Raw genomic sequence first — 17,180 nt, 5'->3', positions numbered from 1 at the left:
TATCTATATATCTAGCCGTCTCAGGCAAGCCGGGGATCTATCGAGAAATCCAGCTCCCTGGCCAACGCCACAACGGCAGGGAATGCCGGGTGCAGCACGTTCAGCAGGTAATTGGATTCTCGCGGGATGATTACGCTGGGGACCGCCAGCGCCAGGCTTTGCCCGGACTCCAGCCACGCATCGCCGAACGAGGCGGTGGCGGGCGGCGCCGGTTCTTCACGCCAATCGGCTGGCAGGGTGTCGGCGCGTGTATTGAGGATGTGCTGTTCGGGAATCTGTAGCTCAAGCATCGCGTAGTGCCGGGCCACACTGGCATCACTCAAATGGACCAGCACTTCGAGCAACGCCAGCGATTCGCTGCCCGCGCAATACACGCACGCGTTGCCCTTGCTGTTCCAGCGCCCGCCGTAAAGTTTTGCGCCTTCGCCATCGAACGCCTGAGCCAGCCATTTGCGTTTGACCAGGCGATAGACAGGGATCACGCCACCACACCATGCTCAAGACGACCGATCAGGTCGAGCACCGCCTGGGCTTCGGCGGAAGTGGTGAGCATTTCCAGCGGCCGGCGATTGCCCAGCCCGTGAACCGGATTGGCCAGCCAGCGGCGAGTGGCGGCGGCATCGTCTTCGAACAGATCCAGCGCTGACTTGTAGACCGCCGCGAGGCGAAACAGACGGTCGCTTTCTTCGGCATTGAACTGACGAACCTTGAGCCGCCGTTGCAGCGTGGCCGGAGCGATGCCGAGGTGCTCGGCCAGTGCGGAACGGTTCAAGTCGGTGTAATGCGCCAGACGCTCGAACACTTCATAAGGCAGCCCGTTGCGCAGGGCGGTATACAAACGCGCGCCACGCGGCGGAATGCCCAGGTGCTGCCAGAAATCTTCAGCCTGAACGGGGGCTGGATGATAGTCGCGAATCGCCAGAGACATGACCCACTCCGTGTATCGATTGATATTTAAAACATATATCAACTGATACTAATCGCGATTGACCTTCAAGGATAGCGCGGCATGACTGTTGGCCGCTTGCTGCTGGCATTTGGCAGAACCGCTGCTGAACAGCAGGCGAAAAAAAGGCGCGCATGCTGAATGCGCGCCTGGACAGGTCATTTATACCAGTGGCTTGGGAGGCAGGCCCGAGCCGGTGCCAGAACCGGTAGTAGAGCCGGTAGTAGAACCCGCAGTCGTGCCCGAACTGGAGCCGGTACCCGTGCCTGACAGCGAACTGGTGGAAGTCTCGGTGCTGCCGATTCCGATGCCGATCCCCGAATCCGAGGTCCTGCCAGGGGAAATGTCTGTACCGGTCTTCTCTTTGTCGCTACCCGTCGCCGAGGTTGACTTCGCGGCTTCGGCCGTCTGCTTCACGGTTTCCTTCACGCCGGCATAAGCTTCCTGGCCTTTGCTTTTGAGCGTCGTGGTCAGCTTGTCGCGGGTGCTGCCCAACAGTTCATCTTCCTTGCGTGTCGAAGGAAGGGCCGCGCCGAGCGCCGCGCCCAGTGCAATGCCAATGGCTGCCAGTACCAGCGGCTGCTCTTTGAGCAAGGTGTCGAATTGCCCTTTGAGCTGGGCGGTCTGGTTATGCAGCTGGGCATTGGCGTCATACGCCATCTGCCTGGCCTGACCGGCCGAGGAGCCCAGCGAATCACTGGCGCTGTGATGCAGGCCGCTGGCCTTGTCCTTCAAGGCATAGGCCTTGTCGGTCAGCGCGTGCGCCTTGTCTGTCAGAGCATGTGCTTTGTCAGACACCGCGGCTGTAGCGCTGTGGACGCGGTCGCTGACCTGTCCGAACGCACCAGCGACCTGGCCGGCCATGGCGCTGAGCTTGTCGCCAAGACCTGGCCCGGTACTGCCGGAACTGACGGTGTAGCCCGGGAACGGTTTGTTCTGGTTCAGCGCCAGCCAGGTCAGGCCGATGCCGGTCAGTACGGTAGGAACCGGGTTGTTCTTGAGCGTGGTGCCTAGATTCTGAAAGAACTCGCCACCGCCGCCTTTGGTATAGGCCAATGCCTGATCGAACAATTGTCCGGGCGTGAAGCGGCTTTCCAGCGAGTCGACGATATTGCTGATGCTGGCACGCTTGGCGTCGATTTCCTGTTCCAGCGTTTCAGGGCTTTTATGGGATTCTGCTTCGAACGAGGTGCTCATGACATTTTCCTCTTCAGCGTGTCCTTGTCTTGCTGCATGGCATGCAGCGTGCGATCTGGAGTGAAGTGCGAAGGTTCGAACTGCTTCTTGCCCGACTGCAGCATGATGAAGCCGATGATCAGGGTGATCACGGCGACGATCAGCGCTGCCAGCCACAACTCCATCATGGTGCCCAGGCCATAGACGGCGGCCATCAGCAGAATGATCAGGCCGGCGAGCAGCACGATTGCGCCACCGGCGACGGCTGCGGTACCGGCCTTGAGGGTGGCGAGGCTGGCTTGCAGTTCGGCCTTGGCCAGTGCCAGTTCCTTGGTGAACAGTTCGGGCACTTCGCGGGTCAGCTGACGCAGCAGGCCGCCGATGGAAGCGTTGTCCTGAACGCCGGGTTCGCCCGGCTTCTGGGTATCAAACGGATCGTTCATTACAAGTCTCCTTTCAAGCTGCCTGGGGAAACACTACTACCGTGGGAATACGCCTTGTCACCGGCGGGATAGATAGCCGCCTCTCCCAGAGGATCGACGACGCCGCCTGAACGCTGTGCGGAGCCCGGCACCGACAGGTCGTCTGCAAGCGGGGTAACTGAAGTCTGATGTGGCGTCTGAGCACCATAGGCCGGTGGCGGGGTGGAGGTATCGGTGTGATCCTGGGCACTGGCACGCAGGAAACGCGACAGGCCTACGCCGATGGCGACACTGCCGGCCAGAAACAGCGCTGGATTTTCACGGGCCAGTCGCGCGCCGCTGTGCAGCAGGTCTTCGGCACTCTTGTCGCGCACCTGGTCGGCAAACGATCCCAGACCGCTGGCCAGTTGCGAAAGGTACTGGGAAATCCCCAACGAATCCTTGCCTTCCAAAGCCGACGCTGCTGACTGCGCGCCTTCCACCAACGAGTCCAGTTGCTCTGCAGCCAGGTCACGATAATGCTCGTACTGCTCGGCCCCTTGTTCCTTTGCGTCATTCAGCGCGGCACCCGCTTGTTCGCTCAGGTTGCGCAAATTTTCCTGGGTAGCGCCGGACGCTCCTGCTTTCGAGGTGCCTTGGGCTGGGTCGTTCGTCATTGCCATTCACTCCTTCGTTTGGAAAACCGCTGGGCGCACCGCATGGATTGCCCAAGTGCATGTTTGAAAAAACACACCTAAAGGGATGACGGAGTGTGACGCTGTGAGTTCCCTGCAATTGATGGGTGGGCGTATCGCAGGCAGTTTTCTTGCAGATCAGCGGCACAATGCCATCGCGCCAAGGAGTACACCGGTAGCAAGGGCAAGGGCCGACCTACCGTAGACGCTCATGAAGCCTATTCGGTATTGAAGGAAAAGCTCGACGTCCTGCGTAGCCTGCTGCATGGCTTCGACGGAGAACACGGAATCCGTCCATATTTGCCTGAGGTATTTGGATTGGGCGCATGTCACTTGAACAATGCGGCTTGTATTCCCTTGTGGTTACTTGCACAATCAACTCACTACTCAGCCCCGTACGCAGTGATTCAGTTCGCTGGCAGTTGGGGTGAAGAAACCGGCCATGAGCCGGTTTTTTCGTTTCTAGGGATGGGAAACCTTGCGTACAGCGTGCTTTGTCGATGGCTACAACCTGTTCTATGGCCTTTTGGCGGGTACCCAGTATAAGTGGCTTGATCTCCCGGCCCTGCTGGCTCACGTCATCCGTGTCGAGCATCCCGACAACACGCTCGAAGCCGTCAGTTTTTTCACTTCCGGTGTAAAAACCCTCCCTGGCCAGCCGTGGCATTGCTTCAAAAGAAGCCCAGGACACGTACATTCGTGCGTTGATCGCACGCGGCGTGACCGTTTTTTACGGGCGTCACCAGCTCGAATCAGGTAAGGCTCCGCGCTTTATCGATAAGAACACGCCGGCATCCAGGGCTGACCAGGTCGAGATCTGGAAGCTTGAAGAAAAAGAGACGGACGTCCACATCGCGATCAGCATGTACCGCCTTGCGGCTCGCCAAGCGGCGTTGCAACCTGACCAGCGTATACAGCAGCTTGTCCTGGTGTCTGGTGATACCGACATGACCCCGGCTTTGCGAGCGCTCCATGAAGATTTCCCTGAGCTCCACCTCGGGGTGATCCTGCCTCATCGGGAAGGCATTCAGCGAACGGTTCCAGGATCATTGAAGCAGTATGCGAACTGGATGCGGCACTTGGTGACGAACGTCGAGCTGGCCGAGCATCAATTCCCGCTTCGTATACCCACCCGCAAAAAACCAATCGATAAACCAAGCTACTGGTGAGCTGATTCTTCTCAGTGATAGACCGGGTGATCGCCGTACTTTTCGCGCAGTTCGGATTTTTCGCATCCATACAGGCCTAGTAGGTGTTGTGTGTTCCACGTAGCTGAGTTGTTAGAGAATCGATCGAGCCTGCGGGCCTGCCCCCGGCCTCAGGCTCAAGCCTGGTGCGGCAGGTGCGTGGAGTTCGCGTTCTCTGTTCAATCCGTTCCTGGAATGATCGAAATCGTCCCGTTGCGCTCGATGATCGCGTAGCGGATGTCGCTCATGCGGGCGATACCCTGGTTGGAACGCGCGGCTTCCATGATGTCCGCTTCGGTGATTCGGGCTTTTTCCATGCGCCGGTGCAGGGGTTGACCATTTTCGACAATCACCGTGGGGCCGCCGTCCACGATCAGCGCCAGGCGTTTGGAACGCTGCTTGATCTTCGAGACCCCGATATCAATGGCAATCAGCGTGGCGATGATCAGCACCGAGTTGGTAATCGAGAAGTCATCGCCCAGCAGCGCTTGCTGTGTCGCTTCGCCGATGATGAGCAGCAGAATGAAGTCGAAGGTGTTCAGGTCGGCCATCGAACGCCGTCCGGCGATCTTGAACAGGATCATCAGCATCAGGTACATCACGGCCGCGCGGAGTACGGAGTCCATCGTTCAAGGCTTCCTGTCAGGGGTAAATGAATTTCGGGGTGGCCAGCTCGGGCCCGCCTCGCAACCGCAAGTGGCCTTTGTAAAGACCGACGCCATTACTGCGCATGCTCAGGTAAAGGGTTGCCACGCCTTTGGCGTCGGCCTGCATCGGAATGACCAGGTCGCGGCCCTCGCTGGTCAGGTTGGCCGGCTGCGGATTGAGGCTTTCGATGGACATGCCTTGCAGCCATTCGGCGCCCAGCACCAGATAGCGCATTTCGCCGGGCGCGCCAGACGAGGACACGATCAGGTCATCCTGAGCGCCATTTCTGCTGAAGCGCTCATATTCGACCTTCAAGCGTCCGTCGGGCGTCTGCAGCTGGACCGTGCTCAACGGGCCCTTGGAAAACAGACCGGCAAGCGTCAGCAGGATCAGGACAATAAGCGCCAGCCAGCCTATGCGCTCGAAGCGCCAGGCCTTGCACTGTAAATCCATGTCTTCCTGTATGGGGTCTGTTCGACTGACGAACTCTTGCTGCTCGTTCATGGCTACCTGCCGGGTCGGGATAAACAGCGGTCTGGGCAATTACCGCATTCGACATCGAGACGGCGAATAGTTTGCTGAATCTGTCTGGCCCCTGTACCCCATAGCCTTGCAAGCTTTGGCCCGGCTCAGGAATGGATGCTGCTGCAGACGAAGCTGCTATCCATCTTCGGCGGCTCGATGGCATGAATCATCCCGGCCGCCAGTGCCTGTAGCGGATCAAGGATGCGCGGCGCGGCAATCAGGTATTTCTCGGTTTCCAGCATTTCTTTGGCATCGAGAGTTCGCTCGGCAACGACGCGCGCATAGAGCTGCAGGTCGTAATCCAGACTCATGGCGTATTCGGCCATGCGCGCATGATCGACCGAACCGTTCAGATGCCAGTGGAACGGGTGGAAGAGGAATTTGCTGAGCGGGCTTGCCGTCCGGCGCTGGCCGGCGAGGAACACGATGTTGCCCATCGATTCGACTGTTCCGAGGTTATGGGTATGCACGGCAACGGGCAGCGTCAGCAGAAAGTTGTACATCGTGAAGCCGTAACAGCATTCGCCGCCCATGGTGGCGATGTTGATGATCAACTCCGACGCGTTCTGCTGGACCGCGTTGGAACACTTCTCGATGAGTTGCGCGCAGGTGGATGAATTGATGGACGCTGTGAAATTGATAAGGTGAGTTGTCATGGGAACGCCTCCGAACTGATGCACGTCGACAGCAGCCTGTGGTTCTTCTGCTGTCACCACCGACCATCTTCTGATGGAGCCTGACCGTAGCTACGAAGACCGGGTTATGGTGATCGCAGATTCAATCAGCCTAGTAAGTCAGAGAATTACAGTTGCCGAATGTTTTCAGTTTTTTTGACAGGCATCGATAATTGGTTATAAAGGCATTAGAGCAATTCTGTCGATATATGAAGCCGTAAGTCTTTGATAGTAAAAGAGTTTAAAGTGTGTGGGGCAGACCATCCTCCACGTATTGACAAGCGAAGCGGTACAGCACTTAGTCGTTGATTTAATTCGAAATTTTCGCTTTTTAATTATTTCTCGTTCTTGCGTGGGCGCGATCAATTCATGTTGTCTATGAATCCTGCTGTTATGACCGTTCGTCCTGTGCCGGATATTTTTCCTAAACTACCTGAGTCCAGTTCATTCATACCCTATGACGCTCACATGAGCATGTCGTCCATTATGGAAAAGGTGAATGAAATGGCTAAGACAGGAAATTCAAACCCTGGCAATTTCGCTAACGATCCAGCAAAAGCATCCGAAGCCGGCAAGAAAGGCGGACAGTCCAGCGGGCGAGGCTCGGGCGGCAGTGGAAAAGGCTCAGGTGGCAATTTCGCCAACGATCCGCAGAAAGCATCTGAAGCCGGCAAAAAAGGCGGCCAGAGCAGCGGCGGCGGAAATCGCAAGAGCTGAGCATTCAGCGTAACCGTTGGCTATTTCGCTGTTAGCTGGCGGTGAGTAAACGTTCATGTGTACGGAAATGGCGGACCTTGGTATCCCAAGGCCGCCATTTTTCTGGTCAAGAGGAAGTGGCTGAACGGGCTTCCTCCAGCAACTGGCGAATGACCTGCTCCTGATCTTCATAGCGTCCTTCGCCGAAATGGCTGAAGCGTACCTGGCCCTTGGCATCAATGAAGTAATGGGCCGGCCAGTATTGATTGTTGAAAGCTCGCCAGATCGCATAGTCGTTATCGATGGCGATCGGGTAGGAAATGTCCAGCCCCTTCACCGCACGCCGCACACTGCCGATCAGTTTTTCATAGGCGTACTCGGGCGTATGGACGCCGATGACGACCAGACCGTCCTTCTCGTATTTCTTCGCCCACTGGTTTACGTAGGGGATGCTGCGCTGACAGTTGATGCAGTCGTAGGTCCAGAAGTCCACCAGCACGACTTTGCCGCGCAGTGCCTGGGCCGTTAAAGGTGCGGAATTCAGCCACTCGGTCGCACCGTCGAGCGAGGGTATGGGTTTATTGCTTTCCTGCTCCGTCAGGGTAAGGGCGCTGGCCTTGCTCACGACGTAATCGATGACCTTGGGCACGTTATCCAGAACACTGCGCTCGGCTGCGTTCCCGCGCTCGGACGACGCCTGCTCATAAAGCGCTCGGTCCGTGCCGGTGGCGATCAGCGCTGCCGCCAGCAAGGCCGCGATACCGGTACCGCGCCGTAGCCAGGAGGTGACGGGAAGCATGGGTTTCAAGCGTGTTACCAGCCCTCGCCCGGCCATTATCAGCACCCCCAGAGCACTGGCACTGCCAACGCCATAGGCAAGCAAAAGAAGGCTGGTCTGAGTATTTGCGCCTTGCAGCATGGCACTGGAAAGAATCGCTCCCAGAATCGGACCTGCACAGGGCGCCCAGAGCAGGCCGGTGGCTACGCCGATCATCAGCGATCCCAGGCGGCCGCTGGTGTCAGGCGGGTTGAGACGGTTCGCCAGTACAACAAAGGGCTTGGCCAACCATGTACCCACCCTGGCCGAAATCAGCGACAGGGCAAACAGCGTCAGAATTACCAACGCCAGCTGGCGGCCGGCGATGTTGGCATGCGCCACCCATTGGCTGCTGACCACCGCCAGGCTTGAGACCACGGCAAAGGTCAAGGCCATGCCGCCCAGCACCAGCAGGATAGAGCCCCGCGAACGGCTCACGCCGGCAAAAAGAAACGGCACGACGGGAAGGATGCAAGGGCTTAGAACCGTGAGCACCCCACCCAGAAAGGCGATGAGAAACATAGCGCTACCTCTGAGATTCACGGATCAGGCCCGCCTTTTGTCGGCGGGCCGGATCGGCTCGATTGATCGGCATGCTGGCGTGGCGTGTGCCGCGCCTCAATTGTCGCCGCTGCAGTTCGCGGCCAGAGTGCTGTAGGCCAGGACCCGTTCGGCACCGTGGGAATCCAGATAGGTCATGTGAGCGTTTACCACGCCGCAGTCCTGGCCGCTGCCTTCCTCGGTCAGCGAGATCACCTTGTTGATGTCCAGCTGAGTGCCGTAGGCGTAGGTTTCGGCTTTTGCGGTGGTCTGGGCCATGGCGGGCAGTGCGCCGGCGCTCAGAACGGTGAGCAGGCATGCAGCAGAGAGAGTCTTGAAGTTCATGGTTGTTTCCTCGCAGTCATTGAATGATGGTCTTGGTTGATCGGGGCAAGTCGTCTTGCCTCGATGGAGCTCATTTAATGCCTGCGAGGTATCTCTACTGTGTCGGGAAACCTGCCCGTTGAACTCGTCAAGTATCTGAGACCGGTCGAGATACAGAGCGATACATTTCGCCGCTGCCTGCGTGCCGCTGTATTCTCGGCGCGCCTATAAAAACAAATGCCGCGCCGCGTAACCCATGCGCGCACTTCGGAGACCGGGAAATGGAACATGTCGATCATGTATTGATCGTGGATGATGATCGCGAGATCAGGGAGCTGGTCGGTAACTACCTCAAGAAAAACGGGCTGCGCACCACTGTGGTCGCAGATGGCCGTCAGATGCGGGCCTTCCTTGATGCCAATCAGGTCGACCTGATTGTGCTCGACATCATGATGCCGGGCGACGATGGTCTGTTGCTGTGCCGCGAATTGCGCGCCGGCAAGCACAAGGCTACGCCCGTGCTGATGCTCACGGCACGCACCGACGAGACCGACCGCATCATCGGCCTGGAAATGGGCGCCGATGACTATCTGGCCAAACCCTTCGCCGCTCGCGAGCTGCTTGCGCGTATCAATGCCGTGCTTCGCCGCACACGCATGCTGCCGCCCAATATGGTCGTCACCGAAAGCGGCCGGCTGCTCAGATTCGGCCGTTGGCGTCTGGACACCACCGCCCGCCATCTGCTGGATGAAGACGACACACTGGTTGCCCTGAGCGGCGCGGAATACCGGCTGCTGCGTGTGTTCCTCGACCACCCGCAACGCGTGCTCAGCCGCGATCAGCTGCTCAACCTGACTCAAGGCCGTGATGCCGATCTGTTCGACCGCTCCATCGACCTGCTGGTCAGCCGCCTGCGCCAGCGCTTGCTGGATGATGCGCGTGAGCCGGCCTATATAAAGACAGTGCGCAGCGAAGGCTATGTCTTTAGCTTCCCGGTGGAAATGCTCAAGGAGCAGGCATGAGGGCCGCGCTGCATTGGCCACGCACGCTGGCCTCGCGGCTGTCGCTGATTTTTCTGATCGGCCTGATTCTGGCTCAGGCCCTGTCGTTCGCCGCGCAATACTACGAGCGTTACGAGAGCACCAAGACTGCGATGCTCGGCAATCTGGAAAATGACGCCTCGACGGCCATCGCCATCCTCAATCGCGTGCCCGCCGCTGAACGTCCGGACTGGCTCAAGCGCCTACAACGCCGCAACTATGGCTATCTGCTGCGCGAACGCGATCCTGGCGTTGCGCTCGATCCGAATGACGTGCCGCTTGGGGTCCGCTCGCTGGAAACAGCGCTGGGCCGCGACTACGCGCTGACCTTCAGCGAGCTGCCCGGTGGCCCGCGGCGGCATTTCCAGGTTCAGCTGCAACTGGCCGATGGCAGTCCGGTCACCATCGATGTGCGACCTCAGGTCAAACCGCTTTCGCCTTGGCTGCCCTTTGTCCTGCTCGGCCAGCTGGTGCTCATGCTCGGTTGCACCTGGCTTGCGGTACGAATCGCCTTGCAACCTCTCAGCCGCCTGGCTGAAGCCGTGGAGAACCTCGACCCCAACGCACATCCCGTGCAGCTGGATGAAGACGGCCCCCGAGAAGTGGCCTATGCCGCCCGCGCCTTCAACACCATGCAGGCGCGTATCGCCGAATACCTGAAGGAGCGCATGCAGCTGCTGGCGGCCATTTCCCACGACCTGCAGACACCCATTACTCGCATGAAACTGCGTGCCGAGTTCATGGACGACTCTGCTGAAAAGGACAAGCTTGCCCATGACCTTGAAGAGATCGAGCATCTGGTGCGCGAAGGCGTTGCCTATGCACGCAGTATTCATGGCGCGAGCGAAACCAGTTGCCGTATCAACCTGGACGCCTTTCTCGACAGCCTGGTGCTCGACTATCAGGACACCGGCCAGGCTGTCAGCCTGTATGGCAAGAACGGTGCGCTCATCGACACCCGGCCCCATGCCTTGAGGCGGATTCTGGTCAATCTGGTGGATAACGCATTGAAATACGCCGGTACCGCCGAAGTGGTCGCCACCGGCAGCGTCGACACTGGGGTTTCGATCTGCGTGCTGGATCGTGGTCCGGGAATTTCCGTGGATGCCTTGGGCGACGTGTTCAAACCGTTCTATCGCCTGGAAAACTCCCGCAACCGCGACACCGGGGGCACAGGTCTGGGCCTGGCCATTGCGCAGCAATTAGCGCAGGCCATTGGTGGATCGCTGAGCCTGAGTAACCGCGACGGCGGCGGCCTGTGCGCAACGCTCTCTCTGCCGCCCGCACCCTGAGGCTGTGCGGGCAGCCGGTCGCGGTCCCGGTTTGTAAGCCAGTGTATCCAGCGCACTGAATGTACTCATAAAGATACATAACGGCCTGTTTCAGACACGGCCGATATACACACAGCTGCAAAACTTCTCTTCGTCGGCTCGCCATCGGATACCCGAAACGGCAAAGGCCGTTCCTACAGGAGTTTTGCCATGAATATTCAATCCAGCAGCCTGCGTGGCTGGCAGCTGTTCAGCCTGATCTCGATGCTGATTGTGGTGATGAGCGCGCTGGCGGTCGCCCTGCAACCCGAGCTCATCGACGGGCTGCGCAGCGCCATCCGCGCCACCGCCCGCACCTCTTTCGTGCTGTTTCTGACCGCCTTCACCGCGTCCGCCTTCGCCGTGCTGGTGCCTTCGCCATTGTCCAAAGCGCTGGTGCGTGAGCGGCGCTTCATCGGCCTGGCCTTTGCCTTTTCCCATTTTGTGCATGCCGCGCTGATCTACGCCTACGGGCAGCTCAATACCGAGTTCTGGCCGGCTCGAAGCGTTGTCGACAATATTCCTGGCAGCACCGGCTATCTGCTCATCCTGCTGATGACGCTGACCTCATTCAAAGCGCCGGCACGCCTGCTTGGTCCAAAGGCCTGGAAGGCACTGCATGTCACCGGCATGTGGGTCATCGTCGCCGTCTTCGCCTTTTCCAACTTCAAACGCATCCCCATGAGCGCCTGGTACGTGCTGCCTTTCGGCCTGATCTGTGCGGCCGTGGCGATTCGTCTGGTCGGCAAGCTGGCCCTGGCCAGCAAGCGCCGCCAGGCGCCACGACCGTCCACACGTAACACCGTCGCTGCATCCTGAGCAATTTCCCAAAAACGATCATTCCGATCACACAAAACCGAGGAACCCTAGATGAGCAGAATCACCAATGCCCTGTTGGCCGCCAGCGCAGCCTTCGCCACCCTGGCTTCAGATATCAGCCTTGCGGAAGCGCCGCCCAGCCATGCTCACAGCTACATTACGACCCAGGATGGCGTGCAGCTCTACTACAAGGACTGGGGCCCGAAAAACGGACAGGTCGTGACGTTCAGCCATGGCTGGCCGCTGAACTCCGACAGCTGGGAATCCCAGATGCTTTTCCTTGCGGACAAAGGCTACCGGGTCATCGCCCACGACCGCCGCGGCCATGGTCGTTCCAGCCAGCCATGGGAAGGCAATGACATGGATCACTACGCCGATGACCTGGCCACGGTGATCAAGACGCTCGATCTGAAGGACGTCACGCTGGTCGGCTTTTCGACCGGTGGCGGAGAGGTTGCCCGCTACATCGGCCGCCATGGTACCGACCGGGTGAAAAAGGCAGCGCTGATCAGTGCCGTGCCGCCGATGATGCTCAAAACGCCGGACTACCCGGGCGGCCTGCCGATCGAAGTCTTCGACGGCCTTCGCAAGGCATCGCTGGAAAACCGCTCGCAGCTGTATCGCGACATCGCTTCCGGCCCGTTCTTCGGCTTCAATCGCGAAGGGGCGAAACCCTCTCAGGGGTTGATCGATTCGTTCTGGGCGCAGGGCATGCAAGCCGGCCACAAGAATACCTATGACTCGATTGCTGCCTTCTCGGCCACTGACTTCCGCGCGGATCTGGCCAGGTTCGATGTTCCTACACTGATCGTGCATGGGGATGATGACCAGATCGTGCCTATACAAGCTTCGGCTCACGCGGCGGCCAAGCTGGTCAAGAACGCAAAACTGATCGTTTACCCTGGCGCACCGCACGGTCTGGCTGACACGCACAAGGATCGCCTCAATCAGGACCTGCTGACGTTCCTGCAACAGAAATAACTGACTGGCCCTGCGCAAGCAGGGCGTTTGCGCAATGGCGGCCTTGATACCAAGGCCGCCATTTTTGGTTGCCGGGTAAAACCGCCGGAGAAATCCAGCATCGGTAGGCGCTGTCTGTACTTGCCCAAGCACTTACCCATGTCCTGCGAAAATAGCCGGGGCGGTAAAACTACTCGATTGGATAGTAAAAGCAGAAAAATTCCGCATTTACGCCGCTTCGCTTAGTTGCTGTCGATTGCTGTTAATTTGATATCATGCGATTTAAAATAAAATGAATTAATCGGCGTAGGAAAACTAATAAGGATATATAAGCTATTTATAATCAACAGTTTAGATTGATTAATTGCCTGTTTTTATTTGCAGGCAAGGTTTTATCGTATAAATCTATGAAACTCTCTGTTATCGACCGTTCGTCCTGTAAGCGGCAACTTCCTTAAACTCCTCGGCCAGTGCTTATTCAAAGTCATTGATGCTCAGGTGAGCATGTCGTCAATCTGAATCCGAGAGGTGAATGAAATGGCTAATACAGGAAATTCCAATCCTGGCAATTTCGCTAACGATCCAGAGAAAGCTTCAGAAGCCGGCAAGAAAGGCGGGCAGAACTCGGGTGGTAATTTTGCCAACGACCCTGAACGCGCTGCCGAGGCTGGCAGAAAAGGCGGTCAGCAATCAGGTGGCAACTTTGCCAATGACCCCGAAAAGGCGTCCGAAGCCGGCAAGAAAGGCGGACAAGCGTCAGGCGGCAACTTTGCCAACGACCGCGAAAAAGCTTCCGAAGCCGGCAAGAAAGGCGGGCAGAATAGCCACGGCGGTGGTCGCAACAGCTGAGTCACATGGCGCAAACGCAGCAACCTTGTCTGCATTTGCGCCATTGCAGTACACCTGGGCTAGTGCCTGAAAAGGCGATCCGGTACGCCGGATCGCCTTTTTTATTCGTCTCAACTTGACATCGCCCTTGCCCAAGGTGATGAATGCCAAATCGTTGATTCCTCTGCCGTGAGAACCCGGATGCCCACGATTGCACTGCTGATTTGCGATGACTCCAATATGGCGCGCAAACAGATGCTGAGAGCCTTGCCCGCCGAATGGGGCGTCTCGGTTACCCTGGCCACCAATGGTCTTGAAGGCCTGGAGGCGATTCGCAAGGGGTTAGGCCAGGTAGTGCTGCTGGACCTGACGATGCCGGTCATGGATGGCTACCAGACGCTGGCTGCCATTCGCGCCGAGCAGCTGGACGCCAAGGTCATCGTGGTGTCTGGTGACGTGCAGGACGAAGCGGTGCGCCGTGTTCTGGAGCTGGGCGCGCTGGCGTTCTTGAAAAAACCCGCCGAACCCGATGAACTCAGGCACACGCTGACGCGCCTGGGCCTGATGGGCACGCCGTCGGCATCGCCGCCGGCCGCTGCGCGGCAAGTGTCGGACAGCGCCATCAGCTTTCAGGACGCTTTCCGTGAAACCATCAACGTCGCCATGGGACGCTCGGCAGCCTTGCTCGCCAAGGTGCTCGGGGTCTTCGTGCAATTGCCCGTGCCCAACGTAAGCATGCTGGAAGTTGGCGAACTGCACATGGCGCTGGCCGATGCCCAGAGCGACGGGAAGATCACCGCGGTCTGCCAGGGCTATATCGGCGGCGGCATCGCGGGCGAGGCGCTGCTGCTGTTTCATGACTCGGAAATCGCCGACATGGCGCAGCTGATGCACCGCGATTCGCCTGACTATTCAGACATGGAAATGCTGCTGGATTTGTCCTCGATCCTGATTGGCGCCTGCCTGAGCGGGATCGCCGAGCAGATCGACATCGCCTTCTCCCAGGGCCACCCGCAGGTGCTGGGCAGTCAGGGCAGCATCGATGAATTGATTCGCAGCAACCGCCAGCACTGGAAGAAAACCCTGGCAGTGGAAATCAGCTACAGCCTGGAAGGCCACGACATCCATTTCGATCTGTTGATGCTGTTCACCGAGGATTCGGTGGAGCGGCTGACGCGAAAACTTGCCTACATGATGAGCTGACGCATGAACCACTCGATCGACATCAAAGAGCTTCACTGGCTGTTGGCCGTGACCCAGAACATCGACGTGGGCATTGTGGTCCTTGATCGGGATTATCAGGTGCTGGTCTGGAACACCTTCATGGAAAACCGTTCGGGCGTGGTGCCCTACGACGCCATCGGCCGGACCTTCTTCGACTTGTTCCCCGAAGTGAACAGGCAGTGGTTCAGCAAAAAGGTCGACAACGTGGTGACCCTGGGCACGCCGGCTTTCACCATCTGGGAGCAGCGGCCCTATCTGGTTCGCTTCAAGAGCTACCAGCCGATTACCGGGCAGGAAGCGTTCATGTACCAGAACACCACGATGTTCCCTTTGCACTCGACCAACGGCGAGATCGCCCAGATCTGCCTGGTGATCTACGACGTCACCGACGTAGCCACCAACAGCCATCAGTTGCAGGCGGCCAATGCCGAACTGCAGCAGCTGTCGAGTATCGACCGACTGACCGGTCTGAACAATCGCGGGCACTGGGAAGACGCCATCAAACTCGAATACGCGCGCCATGCCCGCTACGGCTCGCAAGCGTCGCTGGTGATGTTCGACATCGATCATTTCAAGCACATCAACGACACCTATGGTCACCAGGTCGGCGACAAGGTGCTGCGTGCCATCGCAGACCTGGTGCGCGGGCTGATTCGCACCGTGGACATCGCCGGGCGTTATGGCGGCGAAGAGTTTGCCGTGTTGCTGCCCGATACCGACCTGCAAGGCGCTGCGCTGTTTGCCGAGCGGCTGCGCAAGGCCGTGGAAGAAGACCAGATCATCCACGAAGGCCAGCCGATCCGCTGCACCATCAGCCTGGGCGTGGCGGACCTTGGCTCGACGGTCAGCGAATACAAGCAGCTGATCGAACAGGCCGATCAGGCGATGTACGTTTCCAAGAAAACCGGTCGCAACAAGGTCACCGTGCATGAGTGAACGGGACCCTGCGGGGCTGAACCCGCTCGTGCTAGGATCGCGATTTTTCCGCTGACGCTCAGGGACATCATGCGACCTCAATCCACGCTTACCGTTACGCCTGTCGATCGCCCGCTGATCGGGCGCGTCAGCCCGCCCGGCTCCAAGTCAATCACCAACCGGGCCCTGTTGCTGGCCGGTCTGGCGAAAGGCACGAGCCGCCTGACCGGTGCGCTCAAGAGTGACGATACCCGCGTGATGTCCGAGGCGTTGCGTCTGATGGGCGTGCAGGTCGATGAACCGGACGACAGCACGTTCGTGGTCACCAGCTCCGGACACTGGCAGGCACCGCAACAGGCGTTGTTTCTGGGCAATGCCGGCACCGCCACACGCTTTCTGACCGCTGCGCTGGCCAACTTCGAAGGCGACTTCGTGGTCGACGGCGACGAGTACATGCGCAAGCGTCCGATCGGCCCGCTGGTCGACGCCCTGCAACGCATGGGCGCCGACGTCAGCGCGCCCAGCGGCTGCCCGCCGGTGGCGATCAAAGGCAAGGGCGGTCTGGCCGGTCAGCGCATCGAAATCGATGGCAATCTGTCCAGCCAGTACGTCTCGGCGTTGTTGATGGCGGGCGCCTGCGGCCAGGGCCCGGTGGAAGTGGCCCTGACCGGCAGCGAAATCGGCGCGCGCGGCTACGTGGACCTGACGCTGGCCACCATGCAGGCCTTCGGGGCTGTAGTTGAGCCGCTGGGCGACGTGGCCTGGCGTGTCGAAGCCACCGGCTACCGCGCCACCGATTTTCACATCGAACCGGATGCCTCGGCGGCGACTTACCTGTGGGCCGCCCAGGCTTTGACCGGCGGCGCCATCGACCTGGGCGTGGCTGCGGATGCCTTTACCCAGCCTGACGCACTGGCCAGCCAGATCATCGCCAGCTTCCCGAATATGCCCGCCGAGATCGATGGCTCGCAGATGCAGGACGCGGTTCCAACCCTGGCCGTGCTGGCCGCTTTCAACAACCAGCCGGTGCGCTTCGTTGGCATCGCCAACCTGCGGGTCAAGGAATGCGATCGCATCTCGGCACTGTCCCAGGGACTGTGCGCCATCGCGCCGGGTCTGGCGGTGGAAGAGGGCGACGATCTGGTGGTGCATGCCAACCCCGCTCTGGCCGGGCAGACCGTCGACGCCCTGATCGATACCCACGCCGACCATCGCATCGCCATGTGCTTCGCCCTGGCCGGCCTGAAGATTGCCGGCATTCGCATTCTTGATCCCGATTGCGTGGGCAAGACCTATCCCGGCTACTGGGACGCGCTGGCATCGCTGGGCGTGAATCTGCAACGCTGAAGGGCACCCTGGCCTTGGTCAGGTCATAACACTCTTTACCCGTTCTAGCGGGTAAATGTCGCGAATATGCGGCGAACCGCCGGTCGGTTAGTCGGTAAATAAAAGGAC

Annotated in this window: 19 protein-coding genes and 1 pseudogene; 10 read left to right on the top strand and 10 right to left on the bottom strand. The window is 59.1% G+C overall.

Annotated features, from left to right (window positions below):
• Window positions 1–20: 20 nt before the first annotated feature.
• The 5 genes from J3P77_RS22675 to J3P77_RS22655 form a co-directional block, all read right to left on the bottom strand.
• The gene (locus J3P77_RS22675; protein ID WP_434682187.1) at window positions 21–482 is read right to left on the bottom strand and encodes an RES family NAD+ phosphorylase; all 462 of its coding nucleotides are present in this window, start codon (window positions 480–482) and stop codon (window positions 21–23) included.
• A complete protein-coding gene (parS, locus tag J3P77_RS22670) occupies window positions 479–928 on the bottom strand; it encodes a type II RES/Xre toxin-antitoxin system antitoxin (RefSeq protein ID WP_434682184.1) in 450 nt (149 codons plus the stop codon). Before parS ends, J3P77_RS22675 begins: the two co-directional genes overlap by 4 nt.
• Before the next feature lie 180 nt (window positions 929–1,108).
• Complete coding sequence (locus J3P77_RS22665; RefSeq protein WP_434682181.1) at window positions 1,109–2,143, bottom strand: DUF3618 domain-containing protein; 1,035 nt, start codon at window positions 2,141–2,143, stop codon at window positions 1,109–1,111.
• The gene (locus tag J3P77_RS22660) at window positions 2,140–2,565 is read right to left on the bottom strand and encodes a phage holin family protein (RefSeq protein WP_434682178.1); all 426 of its coding nucleotides are present in this window, start codon (window positions 2,563–2,565) and stop codon (window positions 2,140–2,142) included. The genes J3P77_RS22665 and J3P77_RS22660 overlap by 4 nt, the downstream gene beginning before the upstream one ends.
• Entirely contained in the window at window positions 2,565–3,200 is a 636-nt protein-coding gene (locus J3P77_RS22655; protein ID WP_434682176.1) for a hypothetical protein, read from the bottom strand. The genes J3P77_RS22660 and J3P77_RS22655 overlap by 1 nt, the downstream gene beginning before the upstream one ends.
• A gap of 496 nt (window positions 3,201–3,696) precedes the next feature.
• Here J3P77_RS22655 and J3P77_RS22650 point away from each other — a divergent pair.
• A pseudogene (locus tag J3P77_RS22650) lies at window positions 3,697–4,387 on the top strand (NYN domain-containing protein).
• A gap of 197 nt (window positions 4,388–4,584) precedes the next feature.
• On the opposite strand, the gene J3P77_RS22645 reads toward J3P77_RS22650, so the two are convergent.
• The 3 genes from J3P77_RS22645 to J3P77_RS22635 form a co-directional block, all read right to left on the bottom strand.
• Window positions 4,585–5,031, bottom strand: coding sequence for a DUF421 domain-containing protein (locus J3P77_RS22645; RefSeq protein WP_434682173.1), 447 nt, complete (start codon window positions 5,029–5,031; stop codon window positions 4,585–4,587).
• A 16-nt stretch (window positions 5,032–5,047) separates the two neighbouring features.
• Complete coding sequence (locus J3P77_RS22640) at window positions 5,048–5,557, bottom strand: hypothetical protein (protein WP_434682171.1); 510 nt, start codon at window positions 5,555–5,557, stop codon at window positions 5,048–5,050.
• Window positions 5,558–5,682: 125 nt separating this feature from the next.
• The gene (locus J3P77_RS22635; protein ID WP_434682169.1) at window positions 5,683–6,234 is read right to left on the bottom strand and encodes an ATP-dependent Clp protease proteolytic subunit; all 552 of its coding nucleotides are present in this window, start codon (window positions 6,232–6,234) and stop codon (window positions 5,683–5,685) included.
• A gap of 522 nt (window positions 6,235–6,756) precedes the next feature.
• On the opposite strand from J3P77_RS22635, the gene J3P77_RS22630 reads away from it, so the two are divergent.
• The gene (locus tag J3P77_RS22630) at window positions 6,757–6,969 is read left to right on the top strand and encodes a KGG domain-containing protein (RefSeq protein WP_434682315.1); all 213 of its coding nucleotides are present in this window, start codon (window positions 6,757–6,759) and stop codon (window positions 6,967–6,969) included.
• Between the two features lie 106 nt (window positions 6,970–7,075).
• On the opposite strand, the gene J3P77_RS22625 is transcribed toward J3P77_RS22630, so the two are convergent.
• Together J3P77_RS22625 and J3P77_RS22620 are read right to left on the bottom strand one after the other, a co-directional pair.
• On the bottom strand, window positions 7,076–8,287 hold the full coding sequence (locus tag J3P77_RS22625) for a cytochrome c biogenesis protein DipZ (RefSeq protein WP_434682166.1): 1,212 nt from the start codon (window positions 8,285–8,287) through the stop codon (window positions 7,076–7,078).
• Between the two features lie 96 nt (window positions 8,288–8,383).
• The gene (locus J3P77_RS22620) at window positions 8,384–8,650 is read right to left on the bottom strand and encodes a DUF2790 domain-containing protein (protein WP_434682164.1); all 267 of its coding nucleotides are present in this window, start codon (window positions 8,648–8,650) and stop codon (window positions 8,384–8,386) included.
• A gap of 260 nt (window positions 8,651–8,910) precedes the next feature.
• Here J3P77_RS22620 and J3P77_RS22615 point away from each other — a divergent pair, with 260 nt between their 5' ends.
• From J3P77_RS22615 to aroA, 8 genes are all read left to right on the top strand, one after another.
• Window positions 8,911–9,651 carry a response regulator gene (locus J3P77_RS22615; RefSeq protein ID WP_434682163.1) on the top strand — a complete coding sequence of 247 codons (741 nt, stop codon included), beginning with the start codon at window positions 8,911–8,913 and terminating at the stop codon, window positions 9,649–9,651.
• Complete coding sequence (locus tag J3P77_RS22610; protein ID WP_434682161.1) at window positions 9,648–10,961, top strand: sensor histidine kinase; 1,314 nt, start codon at window positions 9,648–9,650, stop codon at window positions 10,959–10,961. The genes J3P77_RS22615 and J3P77_RS22610 overlap by 4 nt, the downstream gene beginning before the upstream one ends.
• A 189-nt stretch (window positions 10,962–11,150) precedes the next feature.
• Window positions 11,151–11,798, top strand: a complete 648-nt coding sequence (locus J3P77_RS22605) for a ferric reductase-like transmembrane domain-containing protein (protein ID WP_434682158.1) — start codon at window positions 11,151–11,153, stop codon at window positions 11,796–11,798.
• A gap of 51 nt (window positions 11,799–11,849) precedes the next feature.
• Window positions 11,850–12,779 (top strand): alpha/beta fold hydrolase, encoded by a 930-nt coding sequence (locus J3P77_RS22600; protein ID WP_434682155.1) that lies wholly within the window; start codon window positions 11,850–11,852, stop codon window positions 12,777–12,779.
• A 516-nt stretch (window positions 12,780–13,295) separates the two neighbouring features.
• Window positions 13,296–13,607 (top strand): general stress protein, encoded by a 312-nt coding sequence (locus J3P77_RS22595; RefSeq protein WP_434682153.1) that lies wholly within the window; start codon window positions 13,296–13,298, stop codon window positions 13,605–13,607.
• Window positions 13,608–13,787: 180 nt separating this feature from the next.
• The gene (locus tag J3P77_RS22590) at window positions 13,788–14,789 is read left to right on the top strand and encodes a response regulator (RefSeq protein ID WP_434682151.1); all 1,002 of its coding nucleotides are present in this window, start codon (window positions 13,788–13,790) and stop codon (window positions 14,787–14,789) included.
• 3 nt (window positions 14,790–14,792) lie between these two features.
• Window positions 14,793–15,746, top strand: coding sequence for a sensor domain-containing diguanylate cyclase (locus J3P77_RS22585; protein ID WP_434682149.1), 954 nt, complete (start codon window positions 14,793–14,795; stop codon window positions 15,744–15,746).
• Window positions 15,747–15,815: 69 nt separating this feature from the next.
• Window positions 15,816–17,072 carry a 3-phosphoshikimate 1-carboxyvinyltransferase gene (aroA, locus tag J3P77_RS22580; RefSeq protein ID WP_434682146.1) on the top strand — a complete coding sequence of 419 codons (1,257 nt, stop codon included), beginning with the start codon at window positions 15,816–15,818 and terminating at the stop codon, window positions 17,070–17,072.
• Window positions 17,073–17,180 lie beyond the last annotated feature (108 nt).

It is taken from the genome of Pseudomonas sp. R1-18 (genome assembly GCF_051132095.1).
Taxonomy (GTDB): domain Bacteria; phylum Pseudomonadota; class Gammaproteobacteria; order Pseudomonadales; family Pseudomonadaceae; genus Aquipseudomonas.
This window is presented reverse-complemented; position numbering and strand designations above follow the sequence as displayed.